This window comes from Nocardioides sp. (assembly GCF_031422975.1).
Taxonomy (GTDB): Bacteria; Actinomycetota; Actinomycetes; order Propionibacteriales; family Nocardioidaceae; genus Nocardioides.
Window position 1 is genome coordinate 1 of sequence record NZ_JANPEO010000287.1, and the last position, 5,801, is coordinate 5,801.

At 70.4% G+C, this 5,801-nt stretch carries 7 protein-coding genes; 6 read left to right on the plus strand and 1 reads right to left on the minus strand.

What is annotated here, in order from left to right:
* The first annotated feature begins 152 nt into the window (after nt 1-152).
* The 4 genes from RMO85_RS08600 (at nt 153) to RMO85_RS08615 (ending at nt 2,859) form a co-directional block, all read left to right on the plus strand.
* Nucleotides 153-1,289, plus strand: coding sequence for an LLM class flavin-dependent oxidoreductase (locus RMO85_RS08600; RefSeq protein WP_310528312.1), 1,137 nt, complete (start codon nt 153-155; stop codon nt 1,287-1,289).
* Nucleotides 1,286-1,936: a CE1759 family FMN reductase gene (locus RMO85_RS08605; protein WP_310528313.1), complete on the plus strand. Its 651-nt coding sequence runs from the start codon at nt 1,286-1,288 to the stop codon at nt 1,934-1,936. The genes RMO85_RS08600 and RMO85_RS08605 overlap by 4 nt, the downstream gene beginning before the upstream one ends.
* 21 nt (nt 1,937-1,957) lie before the next feature.
* On the plus strand, nt 1,958-2,296 hold the full coding sequence (locus tag RMO85_RS08610) for an antitoxin (protein WP_310528314.1): 339 nt from the start codon (nt 1,958-1,960) through the stop codon (nt 2,294-2,296).
* A 140-nt stretch (nt 2,297-2,436) separates the two neighbouring features.
* The gene (locus RMO85_RS08615) at nt 2,437-2,859 is read left to right on the plus strand and encodes a VOC family protein (RefSeq protein WP_310528315.1); all 423 of its coding nucleotides are present in this window, start codon (nt 2,437-2,439) and stop codon (nt 2,857-2,859) included.
* A 3-nt stretch (nt 2,860-2,862) separates the two neighbouring features.
* On the opposite strand, the gene RMO85_RS08620 is transcribed toward RMO85_RS08615, so the two are convergent.
* A complete protein-coding gene (locus RMO85_RS08620; RefSeq protein WP_310528316.1) occupies nt 2,863-4,359 on the minus strand; it encodes an SDR family NAD(P)-dependent oxidoreductase in 1,497 nt (498 codons plus the stop codon).
* Nucleotides 4,360-4,412: 53 nt separating this feature from the next.
* Here RMO85_RS08620 and RMO85_RS08625 point away from each other — a divergent pair, with 53 nt between their 5' ends.
* The gene (locus RMO85_RS08625; RefSeq protein ID WP_310528317.1) at nt 4,413-5,324 is read left to right on the plus strand and encodes an ABC transporter ATP-binding protein; all 912 of its coding nucleotides are present in this window, start codon (nt 4,413-4,415) and stop codon (nt 5,322-5,324) included.
* The coding region (locus tag RMO85_RS08630) for an ATP-binding cassette domain-containing protein (RefSeq protein WP_310528318.1) at nt 5,321-5,801 on the plus strand (481 nt) is incomplete at its 3' end. The genes RMO85_RS08625 and RMO85_RS08630, both read left to right, overlap by 4 nt.

The following is a 5,801-nucleotide window of genomic DNA, read 5'->3' on the forward strand; positions in this document are numbered from 1 at the left end:
GCAGGTTCATCCACATGGATGAGCGCGGACGAGGTCCTCCATTCGTAGTGAAGGCGCCGCGAGACAGGGCGAGCGCTGGTCGGCGGTAAAGACCCGACCACGGCCTCGGTGCAAGTAGTACAGTCTTCAACTAATGCATCACGGAGGGCACCATGCAGTTCGGCATCTTCAGCGTCGGCGACATCACTCCCGACCCGACGACCGGCATCTCGCCGACTGAGGGCGAGCGCATCGAGTCGATGACCCGCGTCGCGCTCAAGGCCGAAGAGGTCGGGCTGGACGTCTTCGCGACCGGCGAGCACCACAACCCGCCGTTCACCGTCTCCTCGCCCACCACGCACCTCGCGTGGATCGCGGCGAAGACCGAGAAGCTGCTGCTGAGCACCTCGACCACGCTGATCACCACCAACGACCCGGTGAAGATCGCCGAGGACTATGCCTTCCTCCAGCATCTCTCCGGTGGCCGCGTCGACCTGATGATGGGCCGCGGCAACACCGGCCCGGTCTACCCGTGGAACGGCTTGGACATCCGCGACGGCATCAAGCTCGCGATCGAGAACTACCACCTGCTGCGCAAGCTCTGGCGCGAGCCGGTCGTCAACTGGCAGGGCCAGTTCCGCACCCCGCTGCAGGGCTACACGAGCACGCCCGCGCCGCTCGACGGCACGCCACCGTTCGTCTGGCACGGCTCGATCCGCAGCCCCGAGATCGCCGAGCAGGCGGCCTACTACGGAGACGGGTTCTTCCACAACCACATCTTCTGGGGTCCCGAGCACACCGCCCAGATGGTCGCTCTCTACCGCCAGCGCTTCGAGCACTACGGCCACGGCACGGCCGACCGGGCGATCGTCGGCCTCGGCGGCCAGGTCTTCCTGGGCACCAGCGAGGCGGAGGCCAAGAAGCAGTTCCGGCCCTACTTCGACAACGCCCCGGTCTACGGCCACGGCCCCTCCCTCGAGGAGTTCACGCAGGCCACGCCACTGACCGTCGGCACCCCCGAGCAGGTCATCGAGCGCACTCTGGGCTTCGCCGACTACGCCGGTGACTACCAGCGCCAGCTGTTCCTGATCGACCACGCCGGACTGCCGACCGAGGTCGTGCTCGAGCAGCTCGAGATCCTTGGCCGCGAGGTCGTCCCGGTGCTCCGCTCGGAGTTCGAGCGCCGGCGCCCGGCCCACGTGCCGAGCGACCCGCCCACCCACACGTCCCTCGTCGCCGCTGGCCCCGACGCCCCGCACCACCTTGTCGAGCCGGCCAACGCCCGAGTCACCGAAGGAACCCGGTCATGACCCGCAGCGTCGTCGTCCTCACCGCCGGACTGACGGTGCCGTCGTCCACCCGACTGCTCGGCGACCAGCTCGCCGACGCGGTCGCGGCGGCCGTGGGCGCCCGCGGCGAGGCCGTGTCCTTCGAGTACGTCGAGGTGCGCGAGCTCGCCCAGGACCTCGCCGGCTACATGACGAGTGGAGCTGTCGCCACCCAGCGCCTGGCCGCGGTCCGCGAGCAGATCTCCCGGGCCGACGGGCTGATCGCGGTCACGCCCGTGTTCAGCGCGAGCTACAGCGGGCTGTTCAAGATGTTCTTCGACGCCCTCGACACCGACGCCCTCACCGGCATGCCCGTCCTGATCGCAGCCACGGCCGGCAGCGCGCGCCACTCCCTGGTCCTCGACCACGCGATGCGGCCGCTGTTCAGCTACCTGCGCGCCGTCGTCCTCCCCACGGGCGTCTTCGCCGCCACCGAGGACTTCGGTGGCTCTGGTCTGGACGAGCGCATCTCCCGCGCCGCGGCCGAGCTGGCCAACGCCGTGGTGGTCTCGGGCACCGACCACGTCGCCGGGTTCGCCCCGGATCCGACCGCGCGTCGGCGTACGTCCGGAAACGACCTGGCGCCCGTGGCCGACTTCGCCGACCTGCTGCGGGGTCACTCCGGCTGACGTCCGTGGCAGGCTGGGAACATGTCCGAACCCCACAACATCGCTGACAAGCTGAAGCAGACGATCGACGAGCTCGAGATCGACCGGCACGTCAACGACCTCGTCACCCAGGTCGAGACCGCCTTCGCCTCCGCTCGCGACAAGGTCGCGACCCTGGCCGACGAGCGCGGTGACGAGGTGGAGCGCTTCCTGGACAAGGTGAGCACCAGCATCGACGAGCGCACCGAGGGTCGGTTCGCCCCGCACGTCCACAGGGTCCGAGAGACCGTGTCGACGGGGGTCGCCAGGCTCGCGGAGTATCGCCCGAGCGCGGCTCCGGTCACGCCGGTGGAGGAGATCGAGACTCCCGACGCCGAGTGATCGACGCCGAGACGAAGCCCGCTCCCCCTCCGTGGGCAGCGGGCCTCTCCCATTTCGGGGTACGCCGCTGACACATCTCGACGGCGCGGTCCTCGCGTCCTAGGTTGGTGAGGGTCCCCTCCCACACTCAGGAGCGCGCCATGACCAGCAGGCTCAACCCGTATATCAACGTCCCTGACGGCCGGGCCCGCGAGGCCGTGGAGTTCTACCGGTCCGTGCTCGGCGGCGAGCTCAGCATCATGACCTTCGGCGACATGGGCATGGAGGGCGACACCGCCAACCTGGTCATGCACTCCCAGCTCGAGACGCCGGCCGGCTACACGCTGATGGTGGCCGACGCCCCCGAGGGCATGGTCGAGGTGACCTACGGCAACAACATCTCCGTCAGCCTGAGCGGCGACGACACCGAGGCGCTGACCGGCTACTTCAACGGCCTCGCCGAGGGCGGCAAGATCGCGATGCCGCTCGAGCTGCAGGGCTGGGGCGACGTCTTCGGCCAGATCGTCGACAAGTTCGGGATCTCGTGGCTCGTCAACATCGCCGGTGAGGGCAACCAGGGCTGAGCGTCACCAGGGGGAGGGCTTGAAGTCCTTGACGAAGCAGCCGTGGAGGTCTTCGCCCGCCTCGCCGAGCACGACCGGGTCGTAGACGCGAGCGGCCCCGTCGACGAGGTCGAGCGGCGCGTGCCAGCCCTCCGCGGCGATCCGGAGCTTCTCGTGGTGAGGCCGCTCGTCGGTGATCCAGCCGGTGTCGACGGCCGTCATCAAGATCTTGTCGGTCTCGAACATCTCCTGCGACGACGTGCGCGTCAGCATGTTGAGCGCAGCCTTCGCCATGTTGGTGTGCGGGTGCCCGGCGCCCTTGTAGCGGCGGGAGAACTGCCCCTCCATCGCCGACACGTTCACGACGTACGCCCGACCCGAGCGCGCCGACAGCGCGGCCGCCGCCAGTGCCGGCCGCAGCCGTGAGACCAGCAGGAACGGCGCGATCGAGTTGCAGAGCTGCACCTCGAGGAGCTCGAGCGGGTTGACCTCGCCGACGGTCTGGGTCCAGGAGTTGTTCGTCTGCATGTCCGGGAGCAGGCCGCCCGCGTCGACGGCGGTGCCCGCCAGGTGCGCGTCGAGGGACGCGTGCCCGGCCGTCAGCGCGAGCGCGGTCATGGACGCCGCGTTGTGAGCGGCCAGTGCTGCGTCCGGGCTCTCCCCGAGGTGGTGGGCCACGGCCGTGTCCGACAGCGCGCCGGCAATGGAGGCGGGATGGGCCGACGAGATCTCGTCGAAGGTGACCATCTCCGGGAGCTCGCGGTCGGTCGGGAGCGGGGCCAGTTCGGCGTCGACCAGCGGGGCGTAGGCGCCCGGCGTGCGGCGTACGGTCTGGCAGGCGTTGTTGATCAGGATGTCGAGCGTGCCGGCCGCGGCGACGTCGTCCGCCAGCGAGATCACCTGGGTGGGGTCGCGCAGGTCGATGCCGACGACCTTGAGGCGGTGCAGCCAGTCGCCGCTGTCCGCCAGCGAGGAGAAGCGGCGGACCGCGTCCTTGGGGAAGCGGGTCGTGATCGTGGTGTGCGCGCCGTCGCGGAGCAGGCGCAGGGCGATGTACATGCCGATCTTCGCGCGGCCACCGGTGAGCAGCGCCCGCTTGCCGGTGAGGTCGGTGCGCTGGTCGCGCTTGGTGTGGCTGAAGGCCGCGCACGACGGGCAGAGCCAGTGGTAGAACGCGTCGACGAGCGTGTAGTCGCTCTTGCAGATGTAGCAGCCTCGCGAGTTGAGCAGCTCGCCGGCGAAGGCTCCGGGCGCGTTGGAGACCAGCGCGATGCCGGACGTCTCGTCGTCGATGCGCACCGGTGAACCGGTCGCCGTCAGCTCGGTGATCGCGCGGTCGTGGGCCAGCTCCTCGGCGCGCTTGGCGAACTTGCGCTCGGACTTGATCGACTTGTACATGTGCGACGCGGCCCGCTTGACCCGCACGTGGTCGGGGTGGTCGCCCGGCAGGTGGTGGAGCTGCTGGAGCACCCGGACGGTGGTCGCCAGATCGTCGGGATCGATGCCGGGCTCGTCAGTCACCGGCAAAGAGTACGGCGCGGGGCCCTCGCCCGGCACTTCGCGAGAGGCGTATCTTGGCGCGCACTATGGGCATCGGGGGAGCACTCGTGGCAGGCGGCGGCCCGCGCGTCGGCGCACCATCAGGTGGGGTCGGCGTCCGCTGCGAGGGCGTCGTCCACCTGTACAAGACCTTCGGCGGACACGACGTCGTCGCACTGCGCGGGGTCGACCTCGCCATCGCGCCCGGCGAGCGGGTCGCCTTCCTCGGCCCCTCGGGCTCGGGCAAGTCCACGCTGCTGACGCTCCTCGGCGGCATCCAGAAGCCCAGCGCGGGCCGGATCTTCCTCGGCGACGAGGAGATCTCCCGGATGGGTGAGCGCTACCTCGCGCGGATCCGCTCCCGGTCGGTCTCCACCATGCTGCAGGGCGCGACCCGCAACCTCCTGCCCTATGCGACCGGCCGGCAGAACATCGCCTTCGCCCGCCTCGCCCTCAGCGCGAACGAGCGCCGCGACGCCATGCTCGTCACCGAGCTGCTCGGCCGCGTCGGCCTCGAGGAGCAGGCCGACCAGGTCGTCTCGACCATGTCCGGGGGCCAGCGCCAGCGCCTCGCGCTCGCCTGCGCGGTGGCCACCGCACCGCGCCTGCTGCTCGCGGACGAGCCCACCAGCCAGCTCAGTCACGAGGACCGCGACCATGTCCTGCACCTGATCCACTCGCTCGGCGACGACTTCGGCACCACGATCGTCGTGGTGACGCACCAGCCCGAGGTGGCGGCGACCTTCCCCCGCTCGATCACCATGAAGGGGGGCCGGGTCGGCGCCGAGGGGCGCGACGGCTCCGAGTACGCCGTGGTCGGCGAGGACGGTGTCCTCCACCTCCCGGGCCACGTCGCGGCGCAGTGGCCGCCCGGCACCCTGGTGAAGTTCGAGGACGACGACCAGGGCCGGTTGATCATCACCCGCTCGAGCGGAGAGGGCCAGTGACCGACCTGGTCCTCACCGGCATCACCTACGTCGCCGGCCGCACCCTCCTCGACGACGTCTCCCTCACCTTCCCTGCCGGCAAGGTGACGGCCGTGTCCGGACCCAGCGGCTCGGGCAAGACCACCCTCCTCTCGATCGCGGGCGGTCTCCTCGAGCCCACGCAGGGCACCACGTCGTACGCCGATGCGTCGATGTGGCAGGGCAGCGGCGACCCGCGCCCGGACGTCGCGTTCGTGCTGCAGGTCTACGGCCTGGTGCCGATCCTCTCGGCGTGCGAGAACGTCTCCATCGCCCTGCGCGCCCGCGGCGTGGACCCGCGCGCCGCGGACGATGAGGCCGAGGCCGCGCTGGGTCGGTTCGGCATCGCCGACCTCGGCGACCGGCAGGTCGAGGAGCTGTCGGGCGGCCAGATGCAGCGGGTCGCCTGTGCCCGCGGCTTCGTCGTGGGCGCCGGCATCCTGCTCGCCGACGAGCCCA

Coding starts and splice junctions, on each gene's coding strand:
- RMO85_RS08600 (WP_310528312.1), top strand. CDS start 153: ATGCAGTTCGGCATCTTCAGCGTCGGCGACATCACTCCCGACCCGACG.
- RMO85_RS08615 (WP_310528315.1), top strand. CDS start 2,437: ATGACCAGCAGGCTCAACCCGTATATCAACGTCCCTGACGGCCGGGCC.
- RMO85_RS08605 (WP_310528313.1), top strand. CDS start 1,286: ATGACCCGCAGCGTCGTCGTCCTCACCGCCGGACTGACGGTGCCGTCG.
- RMO85_RS08610 (WP_310528314.1), top strand. CDS start 1,958: ATGTCCGAACCCCACAACATCGCTGACAAGCTGAAGCAGACGATCGAC.